General features: G+C 42.9%; 17 protein-coding genes. All 17 read left to right on the top strand.

Features of this window, described 5'->3' with window-relative positions; genetic code table 11:
• The first annotated feature begins 200 nt into the window (after positions 1-200).
• The 17 genes from mgsA (at position 201) to HED61_RS04755 (ending at position 17,518) form a co-directional block, all read left to right on the top strand.
• Entirely contained in the window at positions 201-623 is a 423-nt protein-coding gene (mgsA, locus tag HED61_RS04675; protein ID WP_003128085.1) for a methylglyoxal synthase, read from the top strand.
• Between the two features lie 29 nt (positions 624-652).
• A complete protein-coding gene (gene pepT, locus HED61_RS04680; RefSeq protein ID WP_005470063.1) occupies positions 653-1,858 on the top strand; it encodes a peptidase T in 1,206 nt (401 codons plus the stop codon).
• A gap of 194 nt (positions 1,859-2,052) precedes the next feature.
• Positions 2,053-2,850 carry a TIGR00282 family metallophosphoesterase gene (locus HED61_RS04685; RefSeq protein WP_003128088.1) on the top strand — a complete coding sequence of 266 codons (798 nt, stop codon included), beginning with the start codon at positions 2,053-2,055 and terminating at the stop codon, positions 2,848-2,850.
• Between the two features lie 7 nt (positions 2,851-2,857).
• Positions 2,858-3,244 (top strand): YlbF family regulator, encoded by a 387-nt coding sequence (locus HED61_RS04690; RefSeq protein WP_005470065.1) that lies wholly within the window; start codon positions 2,858-2,860, stop codon positions 3,242-3,244.
• The gene (mutS, locus tag HED61_RS04695) at positions 3,228-5,774 is read left to right on the top strand and encodes a DNA mismatch repair protein MutS (protein WP_005470067.1); all 2,547 of its coding nucleotides are present in this window, start codon (positions 3,228-3,230) and stop codon (positions 5,772-5,774) included. The genes HED61_RS04690 and mutS overlap by 17 nt, the downstream gene beginning before the upstream one ends.
• Before the next feature lie 15 nt (positions 5,775-5,789).
• On the top strand, positions 5,790-7,922 hold the full coding sequence (gene mutL / locus HED61_RS04700) for a DNA mismatch repair endonuclease MutL (RefSeq protein WP_005470069.1): 2,133 nt from the start codon (positions 5,790-5,792) through the stop codon (positions 7,920-7,922).
• The gene (locus HED61_RS04705) at positions 7,919-8,485 is read left to right on the top strand and encodes a Maf family protein (protein WP_005470071.1); all 567 of its coding nucleotides are present in this window, start codon (positions 7,919-7,921) and stop codon (positions 8,483-8,485) included. Before mutL ends, HED61_RS04705 begins: the two co-directional genes overlap by 4 nt.
• On the top strand, positions 8,482-8,691 hold the full coding sequence (locus HED61_RS04710) for a GFA family protein (protein ID WP_003128094.1): 210 nt from the start codon (positions 8,482-8,484) through the stop codon (positions 8,689-8,691). The genes HED61_RS04705 and HED61_RS04710 overlap by 4 nt, the downstream gene beginning before the upstream one ends.
• A 259-nt stretch (positions 8,692-8,950) precedes the next feature.
• On the top strand, positions 8,951-9,385 hold the full coding sequence (msrB, locus tag HED61_RS04715) for a peptide-methionine (R)-S-oxide reductase MsrB (protein ID WP_003128095.1): 435 nt from the start codon (positions 8,951-8,953) through the stop codon (positions 9,383-9,385).
• 94 nt (positions 9,386-9,479) lie between these two features.
• Entirely contained in the window at positions 9,480-10,070 is a 591-nt protein-coding gene (gene ruvA / locus HED61_RS04720) for a Holliday junction branch migration protein RuvA (RefSeq protein ID WP_003128096.1), read from the top strand.
• Between the two features lie 12 nt (positions 10,071-10,082).
• On the top strand, positions 10,083-11,093 hold the full coding sequence (gene ruvB, locus HED61_RS04725; protein ID WP_003128097.1) for a Holliday junction branch migration DNA helicase RuvB: 1,011 nt from the start codon (positions 10,083-10,085) through the stop codon (positions 11,091-11,093).
• A 350-nt stretch (positions 11,094-11,443) separates the two neighbouring features.
• The gene (locus tag HED61_RS04730; RefSeq protein ID WP_005470074.1) at positions 11,444-12,355 is read left to right on the top strand and encodes an ABC transporter permease; all 912 of its coding nucleotides are present in this window, start codon (positions 11,444-11,446) and stop codon (positions 12,353-12,355) included.
• Between the two features lie 13 nt (positions 12,356-12,368).
• Positions 12,369-13,250, top strand: coding sequence for a carbohydrate ABC transporter permease (locus HED61_RS04735; RefSeq protein WP_021150594.1), 882 nt, complete (start codon positions 12,369-12,371; stop codon positions 13,248-13,250).
• A gap of 14 nt (positions 13,251-13,264) precedes the next feature.
• Entirely contained in the window at positions 13,265-14,866 is a 1,602-nt protein-coding gene (locus HED61_RS04740) for a type 2 periplasmic-binding domain-containing protein (RefSeq protein WP_003128100.1), read from the top strand.
• A 361-nt stretch (positions 14,867-15,227) separates the two neighbouring features.
• Positions 15,228-15,836, top strand: coding sequence for a DUF624 domain-containing protein (locus HED61_RS04745; protein ID WP_003128102.1), 609 nt, complete (start codon positions 15,228-15,230; stop codon positions 15,834-15,836).
• A complete protein-coding gene (locus tag HED61_RS04750) occupies positions 15,823-16,746 on the top strand; it encodes an acetylxylan esterase (protein WP_005470078.1) in 924 nt (307 codons plus the stop codon). The genes HED61_RS04745 and HED61_RS04750 overlap by 14 nt, the downstream gene beginning before the upstream one ends.
• A gap of 4 nt (positions 16,747-16,750) precedes the next feature.
• A complete protein-coding gene (locus tag HED61_RS04755) occupies positions 16,751-17,518 on the top strand; it encodes an endonuclease/exonuclease/phosphatase family protein (RefSeq protein ID WP_003128105.1) in 768 nt (255 codons plus the stop codon).
• The last annotated feature ends 6 nt before the right edge of the window (positions 17,519-17,524 follow it).

The raw sequence follows: 17,524 nt of genomic DNA on the forward strand, positions 1-17,524 counted from the left end.
GAGAAATCAGCCCCGCAAATTGCCAGAAGGATTTCCTTCGGTGCCCCTTCTTAAGGTGGCAGCCTACCTATTTTACTAAGGGATCCGGTTGATTCTATGATGGAAGCTCTGTGTAAGATTAGGCAATGTCTTATTCTTGGGAGCACAGTTTCTTTTTTTCAGCAAGTATTGGTACAATGGAAAAAAGAGGAGGAGTGAAGATGAAAATAGCATTGATAGCCCATGACCGCAAAAAAGAATTGATGGTGAAGATGGTCACCGCTTATCGCGAAATCTTGGCACAGCATCAATTATATGCCACAGGAACAACAGGAAAACGAATCCAAGAAGCTACGGGACTATCCGTTCATCGCTATAAGTCTGGTCCTTTAGGAGGCGATCAACAAATTGGGGCGATGATTTCGGAGGATGCGTTGGATATGGTGATTTTTTTGCGCGATCCATTGGCAGCGCAACCACATGAGCCGGATGTGACCGCATTGATCCGTCTGTCAGATGTTTATGAAATCCCGTTGGCTACGAATATCGGTACAGCAGAAATGCTGCTCCGAGGATTAGATGCAGGATTTGCAGATTTCCGACAGATCATCCATGAAACGGACCATCGACCATTATCTTTTTGAAGGAAGTGACGAAAGTGAAGGACAAACCAATGATCGCCGATTTTTTGCGTTATGCCAAAATCAATACCCGTTCCGATGCAAGCAGCCAAACAATTCCTACTACCCCTGGACAAGTTGAGCTGGCACTTTTATTACGGGATCAATTGCAGTCTATGGGGCTTAACGATGTGTTGTACCATGAAAAAAATAGCTTTGTGATCGGACGTCTTGCAGGAAATCCGGACAAAACGGCTGTCGGATTTATCGCACATGTAGACACCGCTGATTTTGCAGCCGAAAACATCCAACCCCAGATCCATGAAAATTATGATGGCAAAGACGTTTGCCTCAATGAGCCGTTGGGGATCATGATGACAGTCGCTGAGTTTCCTAACCTCAAAGACTACATAGGTGAGACGTTGATCACTACAGATGGAACGACGCTCCTAGGTGCAGACGATAAAGCCGGGATTGCTGAGATCATCGATGCATTGCGGATTTTACAAACGATTGATCCACAAGAACGGGGAGATGTCTGGATCGCTTTTGGTCCGGATGAAGAAATTGGGAAAGGGGCGGATCTGTTTGACCCAGCCGATTTCCCAGTGGCTTTTGCTTATACAATGGACAGTGGTCGTGTGGGACATATGGAGTATGAAACCTTTAATGCTGCGCGGATCGATATCCAAATCAACGGAACAAGCGTCCATCCTGGGACGGCTTATGGTCGTCTCGTCAATGCATTAAAGATCGCCAACCAGATCGATGCGGCACTGCCGCAAGCAGAAGTCCCGGAAAAAACAAAAGACTATCAAGGCTTTTACTTACTTCACAATCTTTCTGGACATATCGGGCAAGCAGAACTCTCCTACATCATTCGTGATCACGATCAAACGCTTTTCCAAAAGCGCAAGGAGAAGATGGTGCAGATCATTGAAAAGTTGAATGAGTACTATGGTGAGCGGATCACCTATCAGCTGTATGATCAATACTACAATATGGGCGACCGAATCAAAGAAAATCCTCAAAGTGTTATCATTGCTCGTCAAGCAATGAAAGACTTAGGGATCACACCGATCGAAGCCCCTTTTCGCGGCGGCACAGATGGGTCCAAAATCACTTACAAAGGGATCCCAACCCCTAATCTATTTACCGGCGGCGAGAATTTCCACGGTCAATATGAATTTATCACTGTTGAAGCGATGGCAAAGGCGCGGGACTTAATCGTTGCGATCGTGAAACGTGTTGCTGAATAATGATGACTCTCCAAACGACCAACGTTGTTTGGAGAGTGTTTTATTTTCTAAAGGGTCCTAGAAGAGCAACAAGAGCAGTCGGTAGGAAGGAATTCCTGTAGTTTAAGGTTGTTTGCTGTTATGGAATAGCTCTTTTTTTTCTCAAGGAAAACACTTATAATAAAGAAAGATGTTAAAAGAGAAGAGGAAAAAGTGTGCGGGTATTATTTATTGGAGATGTGGTTGGATCGTTAGGGAGAAATACCTTGACAGAGTATTTACCAAAATTGAAGAAAGCCTATCGGCCGCAAGTGACGATCGCAAATGGCGAGAATGCAGCTGCGGGTCGGGGGATCACGGGGAAAATTTATAAGAAATTTCTTCAAGATGGCGTCGATGTGATCACACTAGGAAATCATACATGGGATAATCGAGATATTTTTGAATTTATTGGTGATGCAAAAAAAATGATTCGTCCGGCAAATTTTCCAGAAGGGACTCCTGGTACAGGAATGGTCTTTGTGAAAGTCAATGCGATCGAATTAGCAGTCATCAATATGCAAGCACGCTCTTTCATGGTCGACATTGATGACCCTTTTCGTAAAATGGATGAGTTGGTGACTATCGCCCGCAAGCGTACACCATTTATCTTTGTTGATTTTCATGGTGAGACAACGAGTGAGAAACAAGCCATGGGCTGGTATCTAGACGGACGAGTTTCTGCAGTCGTCGGCACACACACCCACGTACAAACCAATGATGCCCGAATTTTGCCACAAGGAACGGCTTATTTGTCAGATGTAGGAATGACTGGTCCTTATGATGGGATTTTAGGGATGAAACGAGAACCTATCATCGAAAAATTCTTGACGGCATTGCCGCAACGCTTTGAAGTGATCGAGAACGGACGCAGTATTTTGTCCGCTTGTCTGATCGAGATCGATGAACAAACTGGAAAAGCCAAATCGATTCGTCCAATCCAAATCAGCGAAGACCGGCCTTTTACAGAATAGGAGAATCATGGACCCATTAGAAAAAGAAACAGCAGTAGCACAAGAATTGGCTGCGTTGCGGCAATTATTGGCACAACACCCGGTAGTACAAGAGTTTCAAAGGATTCAACAACGGGCGCAAAAGAATCAAAAACTGCTGGAGTTAGAAGAAGCAATCAAGCAAACCCAAAAAGAAATCGTTCAGTATGAACATTATGATAAACCGGAAGCAAAAAAGGATGCTTTGCGACGAGTGGCTGAGTTGACCCAACAATATGACCAGCATCCACTCGTGATCGCCTATCGTGCGGCACTTCAGGAAGCAGATGAATTGCTGCACTACGTCACAACAGAAATCCAAAAGCAAGTGAATAAAGCCATCGAGGAGGAAGATGCTCATGCCTCAAAAAACTAAAAACACTCCTATGATGGAACAATATTTAAGCATCAAGGCACAATACCAAGATGCTTTTTTGTTCTATCGTCTGGGAGATTTCTATGAACTGTTCAATGAAGATGCGATCAAAGCTGCACAAATCTTGGAGCTGACATTGACAAGCCGCAACAAAAATGCGGAAGAACCGATCCCAATGTGCGGAGTCCCTTATCATGCCGCCAGTAATTACATTGATACGTTGATCGAACAAGGCTATAAAGTCGCCATCTGTGAACAAGTCGAAGATCCCAAAACCACCAAAGGAATGGTCAAACGGGAAGTCGTTCAATTGATCACTCCAGGGACAGTGATGGATAGCAAAGGGCTGTCCGCCAAAGATAATAACTTCTTGACGGCTGTGATGAAAACGACGCAAGGTTACAGTTTTGCTTATGCAGACTTGAGTACCGGTGAGTTAAAGACCGCGCTTTTAGAAGACGAGGATGCGGTATTGAATGAGGCCGCTGCCTTACAAACCAAGGAAGTCGTTTTGTGCAGCGAAGTTCCTGACTCCCTTAAAGAACTGTTGACCACTCGCTTGAGTGTTGTTTTTTCAAAACAAGAGACATATGAAGAAAATGCTGAATTCCGTTTTTTGACTAGCGGATTGCCTGAAGATGAAAAGACGGTCACTGGCAAATTATTGAGTTATCTCGCAATCACCCAAAAACGCAGCTTGGCTCATATCCAGCAAGCAGTAGAATATCAACCAGATCATTCTTTGAAAATGGACTATTACTCAAAGTTCAATCTCGAATTGAGTCGATCCATTCGAACTGGCCAAAAGCATGGAACACTCTTATGGTTATTAGATGAAACCAAAACAGCAATGGGTGCCCGTTTATTGAAGCAGTGGTTGGATCGTCCTTTGATCCAACCAAAGAAGATCTTTGCACGTCAAGAAATGGTTCAATCATTGTTGGACAGCTTTTTTGAACGAGCAGACTTACAAGACGCACTGACAAAAGTATATGACATGGAGCGCTTAGTTGGGCGAGTTGCCTTTGGCAATGTCAATGGACGGGATCTTCTGCAGCTGAAATCTTCTTTGCAGCAAGTTCCTCTGATCGCCCAGTTGATCAAAGGCATCAATCGTGGAGAGTGGAATGACCTGTTGATCGAATTGGAGCCACTGGATGAGTTAGTGGCATTGATCGATAGCGCCATCGATGAAGACGCACCGCTGCAGATCACTGAAGGAAATGTCATCAAAGATGGCTTTCACGAACAACTAGACAAGTATCGGGAAGCGATGCGCAACGGCAAGCAGTGGCTAGCTGAGTTAGAAGCCAAAGAACGCCAAGAAACAGGCATCAAGAATTTAAAAGTGGGCTTCAACCGTGTTTTTGGTTATTACATCGAAATCACCAAAGCCAATCTGGCTGGTCTCGAAGAAGGCCGTTATGAACGAAAACAGACCCTTGCTAATGCGGAGCGTTTTATTTCACCTGAATTAAAGAAGCTGGAAACAGTGATTTTAGAAGCGGAAGAAAAATCGGTGGATCTGGAATACCAATTGTTCTTGGAAGTACGAGAAGAAGTGAAAAAAAGTATCCTTCGCTTGCAGAAATTAGCCAAAGCCATTAGTGCAGTCGATGTGTTACAAAGTTTTGCGACAATTGCTGAACGCTATCAATATGTACGGCCAGTTTTGAAAAAAGAGCGCTCCTTGAATATCGTCGATGGGCGTCATCCCGTTGTGGAAAAAGTGCTGGGGCACCAAGAATATATTCCTAATAGCATCGTGATGCATGAAGACACCGATATTTTACTGATCACTGGACCGAATATGTCTGGTAAGAGTACGTATATGCGGCAATTGGCACTGTTAGTGATTATGGCTCAAATCGGTTGTTTTGTTCCTGCGCAATCAGCAGAAATGCCGATTTTTGACCGCATCTTTACCCGAATCGGTGCCAGCGATGACTTGATTGCTGGACAAAGTACATTCATGGTCGAGATGATGGAAGCCAATCAGGCGTTGCGTCATGCCACACCAAACAGTTTGATCCTATTCGATGAATTAGGGCGTGGAACAGCCACCTATGATGGGATGGCACTTGCTCAAGCCATCATTGAATATATCCATAAAGAAGTCAAAGCGAAGACCCTTTTTTCGACCCATTATCACGAACTGACCATATTGGACGAAGAATTACTGCGTTTGCGGAACATTCATGTAGGAGCGGTAGAAAAAGACGGTGAAGTTGTCTTCCTGCATAAAATGATGGAAGGTCCGGCAGACAAGAGCTACGGAATCCATGTGGCGAAAATTGCAGGACTGCCTAGCGGATTACTACAACGGGCGGCAACGATCTTGAAAGCTCTGGAAGAACATGAACCAACGATCGAAAAGCCTGTGATAGAAGAAACACAACAGCTTTCATTGTTTAGCGAGGTGTCCACAGAAGAAGTTGGCGTCATCGATCAGTTGAAAAAACTGAATCTCTTAGAAATGACCCCAATGGATGCGTTAAATAAGCTTTATGAATTGCAAAAACGAATCTAGAAAGAAGGAAAACAGATGGGCAAGATCCAAGAATTATCTGAACGTCTAGCGAATCAAATCGCTGCCGGTGAAGTCGTGGAACGGCCAGCCTCTGTTGTCAAAGAACTTGTGGAAAATGCAGTGGATGCCGGCAGCACACAGATCGATATCTTCATTGAAGAAGCCGGTCTACGCAAAATCCAGGTGATCGATAATGGCGAGGGGATTGCCGAAGAAGATGTCGTTACGGCCTTCAAGCGCCATGCCACCAGTAAGATCCATAACCGCGATGACTTGTTTCGGATACGGACACTTGGCTTTCGCGGTGAGGCATTGCCAAGTATTGCCTCAGTCTCGATTTTAACAATCGAAACAGCTGTCAAAGATGCTTCCCAAGGCTCATTTCTTCGGTTGAAGGGAGGCACTGTGGAAGAACATATACCAGCGAACTTGCGCCAAGGAACGAAGATCACTGTAGAAAACCTTTTTTATAATACGCCAGCGCGCTTGAAATATGTCAAAACATTGCAGACAGAATTGGCCAATATCGGCGATATCGTGAACCGTATTGCATTGAGTCACCCGGAAGTTGCTTTTCGCTTGGTCCATGAAGGCAATAAAATGCTGACTACTACTGGTAGCGGGGATTTGAAACAAACCATCGCCGGGATCTATGGTGTTGAGACTGCTAAAAAAATGTTAGCTATCAACAGTGAAGATCTTGATTTTAAGCTGACTGGTTATGTCTCGTTGCCTGAAGTGACCCGGGCTAGCCGTAATTATCTATCCACGATCATCAATGGACGATGCATTCGGAATTTTGCCTTGAATAAAGCAATCGTTGCTGGATATGGCTCAAAATTGATGGTGGGACGATTCCCGATTGCGGTCCTGGAGATCACGATGGACCCATTATTAGTCGATGTCAATGTTCACCCCACTAAACAAGAAGTACGTTTATCAAAAGAAGAAGAACTGACCAAATTGATCAGTAAATCGATCAATGACAGTTTGCGAGACGAGAATTTGATTCCGAATGCTGCCGATAATCTTCGTTTTAAGAAAAAAGTGACCACTGAACCTGTGGAACAAACGAAACTGGATCTGGGAACGAGTCCTACGACTTCTTCGGGATTAACTTTCAACCGCGAGACAGGAAAGTTTCAAGTGGCGTCATCAGGTTATCAACAGACTGTGGATAACTTTGTGGAAAACCCTGTGGAGGAAGGTGGAAAACTTCCAGAAAGCGCGGAGCAAAGGGAAAAGGCTCCGGAGTCTTCGGCATATTCTGTGGAAAATCAAGCAGTTTTCGATAGTCTGGAAGAAACACTGCCCAATAAAACGTTGCGAGATCCCTTTGCTGCGACAGTACCTGTGACAGAGATTGTCCAAGAAGTTGATCAACCAGCAGCGTCTGTTCTCGAGGATGCCAGTCAGCAGGACTTGTCGTTAATCGAAGAGCAGGCGCAAGAACGGCTGCATCCTGAACTGCATGCCGGACAGAAAAACTATACGAAATATGTGGATCGTTTGTTAGAAGAAACGCCTGCCAAGCAACGTTTCCCTCATTTAGAATATTTCGGACAGATGCATGGGACGTACCTGTTTGCTCAAAGCGACGAAGGACTTTATATCGTGGACCAGCATGCGGCCCAAGAACGGATCAAATATGAATATTTTCGGGAAAAAATCGGAGAAGTGAGTGACGATCTGCAAGAATTATTGGTACCGATCGTCTTAGATTATCCCAATAATGATGCGATCAAGTTGAAGGAACAAACTAAAAAATTACAAGAAGTTGGGATCCATTTGGAGGAGTTTGGGGCGAACAGCTTTATTGTAAGGGCGCATCCCACTTGGTACCCAGCAGGAGAAGAAGAAAGCATCATTCGAGAAATGATCGACATGCTTTTAGAGACAGGTTCAGTCAGCGTCAAGAAATTCAGGGAAGCAACAGCGATCATGATGAGCTGCAAACGTTCGATCAAAGCCAATCATTATCTAAATGAGGCGCAAGCACGAATCCTGTTGGCGGATCTTGCAAAGTGTGAGAATCCCTTCAATTGTCCTCATGGACGTCCGGTATTGATTCATTTTACCAATAGTGATATGGAGCGAATGTTTAAACGGATCCAAGATCCGCATCGTGCAAGGAGTGGAATGGAATGATTGTCTTAGCTTCTCAATCGCCACGGCGAAAAGAATTATTAGCGGAATTGGTCCCATCTTTTCAGATACAGCCGGCAGATATCGATGAGTCTGTGGTATTTGGAGAGGCACCAGAGGAGTATGTGCAGCGAATGGCGCGGGAAAAGGCAGCAACTGTCACAGCCTGCTTTCCCACAGATCTTGTGATCGCCAGTGACACTACCGTAGTGGTGGGCCAGGAGATTTTCGGCAAACCTGCTGATGAAGCAGATGCCAGACGGATGTTGCAGAAGATGAGTGGAAAGACTCATTGGGTCCATACTGCGGTCGTTTTACAAAAACAAGAAAAACGACGAGAAAAATTGGTTTCTGCACAAGTATCCTTTAGTCTGTTGACGGAGCAAATGATTACCGAGTATCTGAAAACTGGGGAATATCAAGACAAAGCCGGGGGCTATGGGATCCAAGGAGCAGCAAAAGTGTTTGTTGAAGCGATCCAAGGGGATTTTTATACGATCGTTGGCTTCCCTGTTAATACGGTTGCCAAGTTATTAAAAGAATTTCCGGAGGAGCTGGAAAAATGAATCTATCCGGCAGGTGTCTTTGTGGTCAAGTTACGATTGAGCTAACGGAGGTTCATCCCCAAGTGACTGCTTGTCATTGCTCAATGTGTCAGAAATTTCATGGTGGTCCTTTTTTAGCGCTGGCCGCTTGTTCCCGTGATCAAATCACATTTACTGGCGAATCCTTGATTCAACGGTATAACTCTTCTAATTGGGCGCAAAGATGATTTTGCCGCCAGTGTGGCTCTAGCTTATTTTATTATGCACAGGAGACGGCAGAATTCTTCTTTGCCACTGGTTTGTTTCAAGAATTGACAGAAGCAGTTTTCACAGAAGAAATCTATACGAAAGACCAGCCGCCGTTTTATCATTTTGCTGAAAGAACCAGAAGGTGGCCAGAACTGCCCTCTTCTTAAGTAAAGAAGCAAGTTCGTTTACAAACGATTGGAAAAAAGGCAAGATAAGAGAAGAAAGTAGGTGAGAAAAATGTCAGAATCAAAAGAAGATTTGATAGCGAAATTGTCACCAATCGAATATGCGGTCACACAAGAAAATGCGACCGAACGTCCTTTTACAGGGACTTATGATGATTTTTATGAAAAAGGGATCTATGTGGATATCGTCAGCGGCGAACCGCTATTCGCTTCGACAGATAAGTATGATGCTGGTTGTGGATGGCCTTCTTTTTCGAAGCCCATCGACCGCAAAGAAATCAAAGAGAAAGCAGATTTCTCTCATGGCATGCACCGTGTCGAAGTCCGCAGTAAAGAAGCAGATTCCCATTTAGGACATGTTTTTTCAGACGGCCCGCAAGACAAAGGCGGGTTGCGCTACTGCATCAATTCCGCAGCCTTGCGATTCGTCCCATTGGAAGAAATGGCTGAGCAAGGATATGGAGAATATACTTCTCTTGTTGAGTAAAGGAGCAAGCTTCGCTTGCTTCTTTTTTTGTCTTTCAGTCTATGCTACAATAAAGGGAACGTATGTACAGCTAGATGTATAGAAAGGAACGGTTATGTACGAATATATTATTGGAAAAGTCACGGATATCTTTCCGGCGTATATCGTTGTTGAAACGCACGGTATCGGTTATCAAGTGGCATTCGGCAATCCGTATGCGTTCAGCGGCAAGCTGAATCAAGAAGTGAAGATTTATCTGCATCAAGTAATTAGAGAAGATGCCCATAGTTTATACGGGTTTTCTACATTAGAAGGAAAGCAATTATTTTTAAAACTGATCAGCGTCTCTGGGATCGGTCCTAAAAGTGCATTGGCAATTATGGCGAATGAAGACCATGCGGGATTGATCACGGCTGTCGAAAACGGAGATGTCACTTATTTAACCAAATTCCCAGGTGTTGGCAAAAAAACAGCACAGCAAATGATATTGGACTTAAAAGGAAAAGTCGCAGAATTAGTCGGTGAAGAGCCAACGGCACCAGTCACTGTGGCGAATACCGCGTTGGACGAAGCGATGGCAGCTTTGAAAGCATTAGGCTATAGTGAAAAAGAAATCAAGAAAGCTGAGAAATATTTAGCGCCTAATACGACTAAATCAACAGATGAATACTTACGAGAAGCATTAAAATTGATGATGAAAAAATAAGGAGCGAGTTAGGTGACGGATGAACGGATTGTTTCACCGGAAACGAATGAAACAGAAGAATTGATCGAAAAATCATTGCGTCCGCAGTTTCTCGCGCAATATATCGGTCAAAATAAAGTAAAAGAAGAGTTGTCGATCTACATTCAAGCAGCCAAAAATCGGGAAGAAGCATTGGATCATGTGCTGCTTTACGGACCACCTGGATTAGGAAAGACGACAATGGCGATGGTCATCGCCAATGAAATGGCGGTCAACATCAAGACGACTAGTGGACCTGCTATCGAAAAGCCGGGAGACTTGATTGCGATTTTGAATGAATTGCAGCCGGGGGATGTCTTGTTTATTGATGAGATCCATCGTTTGCCGCGAGTTGCCGAAGAAATGCTCTATTCTGCAATGGAAGATTTCTTCGTGGACATCATGGTTGGCCAAGGAACAACTGCGCATCCGGTCCATTTCCCGTTGCCGCCATTCACCCTAGTAGGAGCTACGACTAGGGCAGGGATGCTTTCTGCACCATTACGGGATCGATTTGGGATCATTTCTCATATGGAATATTATGAAGACCAAGACTTAAAAGAAATCGTCTTACGTTCAGCGGATATTTTTCAGACGGAGATCGTGGAAGAAGGGGCATTTGAGATTGCTCGACGATCTCGAGGAACGCCAAGGATCGCTAACCGCTTGCTGAAACGTGTTCGAGACTTCGCGCAAGTGCAAGCGAATGGAATCATTGACCGCCAAATCGCAGATAAAGCTTTGCTGCTTTTGCAAGTCGATCATGCTGGTTTAGATTATGTGGATCAGAAGCTGATTCGAACGATGATCGAGTTGTATGGTGGAGGGCCTGTGGGCCTCAGCACATTATCTGTAAACATCGGTGAAGAAACAGAGACCGTGGAAGATATGTATGAGCCTTACTTGATTCAGAGAGGGTTTTTGAAACGAACACCACGTGGACGGATCGCTACCACACTTGCTTATACCCATTTTGGCTATGAAAATCATTTTGAAGAGCTGTAAAGCTCTTTTTTTTATGGTTTAGTGAAACGTTTTTCTATCGTTCATGTTCTAAAATTAGTTGCTTCGAGAAAAGAAACAACGCAATAAACAGTTGCAAGAGCTGTAGAAAAACAAAAATAAGTGATCTGGTGTAGCGGAGAACCTTGTTATTAAAGGTTTTTGTTTGTGAAAAATATCTTTAAAGGATATGTAAGTCATTAAAAATGAGATAATGAAAAATGATAAAACTTTAATGATGTAAAGGCTTGCATTTCTTTCTAGCGCGATTTATAATCAACTCGTAGAAACGTTTCACTAAAAAGAAAAAGATAGGATGAGCGTTGAGACGATAACAGAAAGGGTTTTTGCGTATGAGTAAGCTGAAAGAGATATACCGGCAGCGGCAACTGCATTGGATGGTACTACCAGGCGTGGCATTCATGATCGTATTTAATTATATTCCAATTTATGGAATCATTATTGCTTTTAAGAATTATACGGTCATTGATACGATTTCCTCTGCACCATGGGTAGGGTTAGAGAATTTCCGAATTATTTTACACGACAGTTTTTTCTGGGAAGCAGTTGGGAATACGTTAGCAATCAGTATGATGAAGTTAGGCTTAGGCTTTGCGATTCCAATTATTCTCGCCATTATGATTTTTGAGATGCGGGACGGAAAATTGAAGAAATTTATTCAAACCGTTTCGTATATCCCTCACTTTTTTTCTTGGATTGTCCTAGGCGGTATGATGATTTCATGGTTGTCGACCAATGGGTTTATCAACCAAGTCCTGATGTCTTTAGGAATGATGGATAAAGGTGTCAATCATTTGTTGGATCCTGATAAATATTGGTGGATCGCTGTTTTATCTGACCTTTGGAAAGAAGTAGGATGGGGAACGATTTTATATCTTGCAGGAATGTCTCGTATCGATCCAACTTTTTATGAAGCGGCCAGAATCGATGGCGCCACCAAGTTGACGCAGATTCGGACAATCACATTACCACTTTTGACGCCGATCATTTCATTGAATCTGATCCTAAATGTGAGCGGCATCTTAGGATCTAATTTAGACCAGACATTGGTTTTGATGAATTCACAAAACCAAAACAAATCGGAAGTCATCAACTCATTCGTTTATAAAATGGGTCTGACACAAGGCGATTTCTCATATGCAACAGCGGTTGGCTTGGGAATAGCAATCATTTCTGTCATTCTTCTAGTCATCACCGATCGTGTGACACGCAAATTGAACAATGGCAATTCAGTTATCTTATAGGAGGGGTGACCAAGTGATAAAAAGAAGAACACAAGAGAACAAATGGTTTTATTTCTTTAACACAGTGATCCTCGTTCTGTTTTCGCTGCTGATCATTATTCCAATCTGGAATATCTTAGTCTCATCGGTATCTTCTAGTTCAGGGTTGGCTGAAAACGGTCTCGTTTTATGGCCGCGGGGATTTACTTGGGAGAATTACCGGAAAGTATTTTCCGATGACAGTATCCCACGGGCATTTTTGATCTCTGTACTGAAAACATTGATCGGGGCAGTGACACATACACTGTTTTGTGCCGTTGTGGCATACGGACTCAGTAAATCACGGCTGATCGGCCGGAATATCTACACCACGCTAGGAGTCATTACGATGTACTTCGGCGGGGGGATGATCCCAACCTATTTGCTGATCAAATCGTTAGGGTTATTAGATTCATTTTGGGTCTATATCATTCCAGCGTTATTCAGCTATTATGACGTCGTTATCTTGATGAACTTTTTCCGTGAGATTCCTCCTTCTTTGGAAGAATCGGCGAAAATCGATGGGGCCAGCGAATTTCAAATTTTTTACAAGATTTTCCTACCATTAACGAAACCAGCATTAGCTACCATCATATTGTTCAATGGTGTCGGACAATGGAACGACTTTATGACCACAAAATTGTACATCACCAAAGAATATCTCTATCCGCTGCAAATGAAGATCTATGAAATCATTGTGCAGTCCAACTTAAGCACGATGACCGAAAGCGGTAGTACCGACTTTGTCGTGCAGGCAACGACCCGCGGGGTGCAATTGGCTACTATCGTTATCACGACTGTACCAATTTTGATTATCTATCCATTACTTCAAAAACACTTCATCGGCGGTATGATGGCCGGTGCGGTAAAAGAATAGAAAGAGGGATCAGTATGAAAAAAGTATTAGGCAGTTTATTGGCAGCAACAGCATTACTTAGCTTAGCAGCATGTGGCGGCAGCTCGGATGACGCTAGCAGCTCAGATTTTTCGATCAAAGATCGTTATGAGCTTGATGAGAAAACACCAGCATGGAAACTTGATACCAAAAAAGAACCAACTAAAATCACTTGGTACATCAACTCAGACTGGACGGCATTACCTTTTGGGGAAGATGTTACCACCGCACAGATCAAGAAAGATTTAAATATCGATATCGAATTTATTTCCGGAGACGACTCGAAGTTGAATGCACTTATTTCAAGTGGCGATATGCCAGACATCGTGACATTGATGGACAAAACCAGTCAAGCAGCCACTAAAGCAGATAGCTGGGCTTACTCATTGAATGATCTAGCGAAAAAATATGATCCTTACCTATTGAATGTCGTAACAGAAGATACCTTCAATTGGTTTGCATTAGACGATGGCAAAACATATGGCTATCCAAACTATTCGAATACAGCAGCCGATTATGAAAGCGGCAATATTCCGGTAAATGATAACTTCGTCATTCGTGAAGATGTCTATGAAGCACTTGGCAAACCAGACATTTCTAAACCAGAAAATTTTGTCAAAGTAATGGATCAAATCAAAGAGAAATATCCTGATCTAACCCCAATGGGCTTCACGACTGTCGGTGACACAGCAGGTCCTTTCTTAGATAAATTACAAGACTTCTTAGGTGTTCCATTAGAAGATGAATCTGGTAATTACTATGACCGCAACTTAGATGAAGAATATATCAATTGGTTGAAAACATTCAACAAAGTATACCGTGAAGGCAACATCAGTGATGACAGCTTTACAGATGACGGTCCGACCTATGATGAAAAAGTAAAACAAGGGAAATATGCAACGATGCTTGTTGCAGGAACTAGTGGTCAAGGCGGCAACTTTACTGAATTTATGAAGAATTCTGATACTCGCTATATTGCTATTGATGGACCAGCCAGCACATCAGGCCGGAAACCAACATTGAATCAAACCGGTATCTCAGGCTGGTTGATCAACTACATCACAAAAGATGCAGTCGATCCAGCAAAAGTCACTCAACTATTCACTTACTTGATCGATGAACCAGGACAAATCTTGACGAAATTCGGTGTTGAAGGCGTCACTTATGAATACAATGACGAAGGCAAAATCGATTACTTACCTGAAGTAAAAGAAATGGAGAAAACAGATAACGAAGGGTACAACAAGAAATATGGTATCAGTCGCTTCAACTACTTCAACAATGACCGTGTCAATGCATTGAAAGTAGAAACAGAGAGCGCATTAACCCAAATGCAAGAATGGGGTGAAGGAAAACTTTATCCGCACTTTGTTATTGAGAACACAGATCCAGATGCTGGGACTGCAGAAGCTCGTTCCAATAATTCGATCAAAACAAAACTAAATAGCACAGTCATCTCCTTGATTCGTTCAAAAGATGAAAAAACGTTTGATTCAACACTGTCTGATTTTGAAAGTTTTTTAGATTCCAACAATTGGGATGCAATCAAAGAAGTCAAATCTGAAAAAATGGCAGAAAACCGCGAAAAACTTAAATAATCAGTTATAGAAAGGATGAAAAGAGGAAAGCGAGACCCAACGACCTTTCCTCTTTTTGCTTTGAAACACTGCGATTGGCTTGCAAAGCAAGGCAGAGCAGATGTAGAAAAGTACCTACTCGGTGCTTTGAAACACTGCGATTGGCTTACAAAGCAAGACATGCAAGTTCTTCTTGGCGCCAGCCTAGAAGCAACTGTAGGCGAAGCGCAGTGTAGACGAGCAGATGTAGAAATGTACCAACAAAAGTATATGTAAAAGGATCTTTTTACTACTTTAGCAAAAGGATAATAAACAAGAGATGAGTAAGAAAACAACAAGAAATCAGTAGGATTGAAACTAGAAAGGGAGCAGGTGAGTGGAGATGAAACAAATTTTCTCTTATGAAGGATGGTACTATCGTGTCTTTTCCTTTGCCGCGGATATGATCCTATTAAGTTTTTTGTTCCTTGTTCCTGCGGTCACGATTGTACTGACAGGACCAGCCTTGATCGCCTTGTATCAAACCATCGATCAGCTTTACCAAGAAAAAGATGTTCCAGTTTGGCAACGGTATAGTCGAGCTTTTCTAGCAAATATCAAACGTGGAATCGTACTTGAAGGGATCATCGTGGGGTATGTTGCTGTCACCGCGGCGATCATTTATGGATTGATGGGAATCACCACTTATCTTGGGGTGTTGGCAGTGATACTCAGCAGTTTAGCTGGTTTATTCTTGACGGTGTTTGTCCTACTGTTTTGTTTGTTTTCTTCCACAGTCAAACAAACCGCACACGAAACTGCCTATGCGGTGTTGAGCAGTACCGCAAATGCGATCATCTTGCTAGTGATTCCAGTATTCGTATTTCTATTGCTGAATAAGATCAATTCTTTCTTATTCGTATGTTTAGGTATTTCAGGATTCGCTTATCTGCAAGTACTGTTCTTTCATAAGGTGTGGGCAAAAGAGGGTGACGTCAATGAAATCAATTAGAAATGAACCATCTCAGGAGGAAATCGACCGTTTTTGGCGACAAGTCAAACAAGAAATCAAACAGATTCCATTAGCGTTTGAACGAAAGCAACAACCAGCATTGCTGACAGGAATCGATGTCTATCAGGTCAATTTCCAAAGTTTATACAATGAAACGATTTACGGCTATCTTTTAGTTCCGAAAAATAAGAGCCAACTTCCAATCGTCATCGATTATTTAGGTTATATGAATCACCTACAGGAACCCTTTCAGTTTGCCCACTGGGCATTGATTGATTGTGCCTGCTTGGTGATCGATAATCGCGGGCAAGGCGGCCGTACGAAAGATACACATCCTTATGAAACGACGCAACATGAGGCACCGTTTGGTCGAGGAATTTTAAAAAAAGAAGATTTTTATATGAAACGCATGATTGCAGATAGTCTTCGCCTGCTAGAGGTCGCAGCAGAGCTGCCGGAGATTGATTCTGAACGAGTGATTTTAAGAGGCGGGTCACAAGGCGGCGGGATTGCATTAATTGTCAATGCGCTGGCTGAAACGCCAATCTTTGCGACTTTTGCAGATGTTCCTAGTCACTCGAATATTTCTCACCGCATCGAAAGCAGAACTGGGAGCTATCATGTGATGCAAGAATATATTGATACCTTTCCAGATAGCAAGGAGACCATCTATTACCAAATGGCCTACTATGATTTGAAAAATCTGGCAGCAAAAATCACTGGCCCTGTCTTTGCTTCAGTAGGGAGCCAGGATCCTATCTGCCCAATGACCGATTTTTTTGTCAGTTACCATCGAATCTCAACCCCAAAACAATTAACTGTGTATTTAAACAAAGGGCATGGCGGCGGTGAAGCCAAACAGATTCGAAAAGAAATGCAACAGATCCAAAAATTGTTAAAAAGGATATGAAGAAATGAAAGTGGCAACTTACAATTTACGTGTGGATACGGATTACGATAAAGAGTGGCAATGGTCTTATCGTGCGGACAAAGTATTGGCATTGATCGATTATCATGATTGGGATATTTTGTGCGTACAAGAAGTCCGGCCGACGCAAGTCGCTGATTTAGCAAGATTGACTGATTACGAGTCGGTAACTGCTGAACGAGACGGCGATGGAACAGGAGAAGGTATCGGGATCTATTATAAGAAGACGATGTTTTCTAAAGTAGATTCAGGCTCATTTTGGTTATCTCTGACACCTGATGTGCCAAGTATTCATCCAGAAGCGGAATACTTGCGTCTGTGTTTGTGGACGGTACTAAGAGATAGAAAAGGACATGACTTTTTAGTCATCGATACGCATCTGGACAATATTTCAGAAATCGCCCGTTTTGAAGGGATGAAAGTCATCTTGGAACGGTTAGCGGATAAAATCGCCGCTTTACCCGTTTTACTAATGGGGGATCTCAATGCAGAAGCAGTTGAACGCGTCCATGAATCCCTGCAAACGATTTTTGTTAACGCAAAAGAACAAAATGAAAAAGGACATTACGGTCCCAGAGGTTCCTATCAAAATTTTGACTATCAACTCCCATGGAACCAGTTAGAAGAAATTGATTATATTTATACTAAAGGATTTCGAATCATTAAAACCGGGTGTTTGACGGATTCTTGTGACGGACGGTTTCCTTCCGATCATTTCCCGTTGGAAGCAGATCTCCGATTCGATGAACGATAAAGGTGG

This window comes from Enterococcus gallinarum (genome assembly GCF_021496385.1).
Taxonomy (GTDB): Bacteria; Bacillota; Bacilli; order Lactobacillales; family Enterococcaceae; genus Enterococcus_D; species Enterococcus_D gallinarum.